The following is a 1,255-nucleotide window of genomic DNA, read 5'->3' as shown; positions in this document are numbered from 1 at the left end:
CCTTGTGCCGTTCCGCGATATCCCACACGAGATCGACGAGATTGCACCAAGCGAGATTGAGCTCGATCCGTCCGGCATCGAGGCGGGCGGCGTTGAGGACGCTCTCGACCAGCCGCGTCAAACGACTTGTCGCGTTGCGAATTTTCTGCGCCCGCGTGACGACTTCTTCGTGCGTGATGCTGTGTCCGCGACGGATGAGCCGTTGGGCGCTCGAATCCAATATGGCCAGCGGCGTGCGGAACTGGTGCGACACCATCGAGACGAAACTCCGGTATGCATTTGTCGTCTCGCGTTCGCGATCCAGCGCCGATTGCAACGCACGCGAGGCGCGCTTGTAGCCAGAGATGTCCGTCAGGCGAACGAAGATCGTCCCCCCATCTGCCCGCGTCACGGACAGATGAGCCCACTCGTCCTTTTTAATGCTTAGATCGACGGCGATCTCCTCGAACGAGTATCCTGCGGTCAGAAGGCTCGCGTCAGCGCCCTCGCACATGGCGAAGCAACGCAGAAACGACGGCAGGTTGATTTCCTCCTGGCACCACAACGTCACCGGCTCGGCGGCCCGTATACGCTCGTTGGCGAAAAGCAACTTTCCAGTCGCGTCGAATGCGGCGAAGCCTTCCGGCGCCGTGTCAATGGCAGCGATGAGCCGCCGCTCGGCTTGCCGCAACGCGGCAGTGCGCTGTTGCACCTTGATTTCGAGATCGAAGGTCTGCTGTTCAGCGTGCCTGCGCGCCTGCCATGCCTCGGTGATGTCTCGGACCAGCGCAATGCCGAGATGGCGCTCCGCCATGCTCAGCGGAAAACAATGGATCTCCAGGCACCGCTCCTGACCGTCGGGGGCAAGCCCTTCGTCCTCGATGACGGAAGTGACGCCTAAGATCGCCTGTTCCAAGCCTTGGCCGACTTCGTCGCGCACGAAGAGCGGGACCGCCTCGCGGAGAGACCGATCGACGACGTGCGCGGCCTCGATGTGGACGAGTGCCTCCATCCCAGGATTCCACAGCAGACAAGTCAGGTTCTCGTTGAAGATGACGATGCCCTGGTTGCTGATGTTGTTGATGAGAAGGTCGGAGAATTCCTGTTCCTGGCGCAGAAGCCGACGCGCCTTGTTGGCCTCATCCAGACCCCGATAGAGCCGCACCAGAAGAAACGCCCCGCTGACGAAAATTCCGAGCATGAAAATCATGCTGTCGAAGACCGTTCGCAGATATTTCTTGCGCGTGTTCGCCCCCTGATCGAGGTTCAGCAGCAT

At 60.6% G+C, this 1,255-nt stretch carries 1 protein-coding gene; it reads right to left on the bottom strand.

Translation table 11 applies throughout. The features are described 5' to 3' along the window. A partial coding sequence (locus AC1DT3_RS21670) for a PAS domain-containing protein (RefSeq protein WP_477467246.1) occupies positions 1-1,255 on the bottom strand: 1,255 nt, incomplete at both ends.

The sequence above is a fragment of the Microvirga sp. P4_G7 genome, from assembly GCF_056401005.1.
The sequence above is the reverse complement of the archived record's forward strand: the minus strand, read 5'-3'. Positions and strand labels throughout refer to the sequence as shown.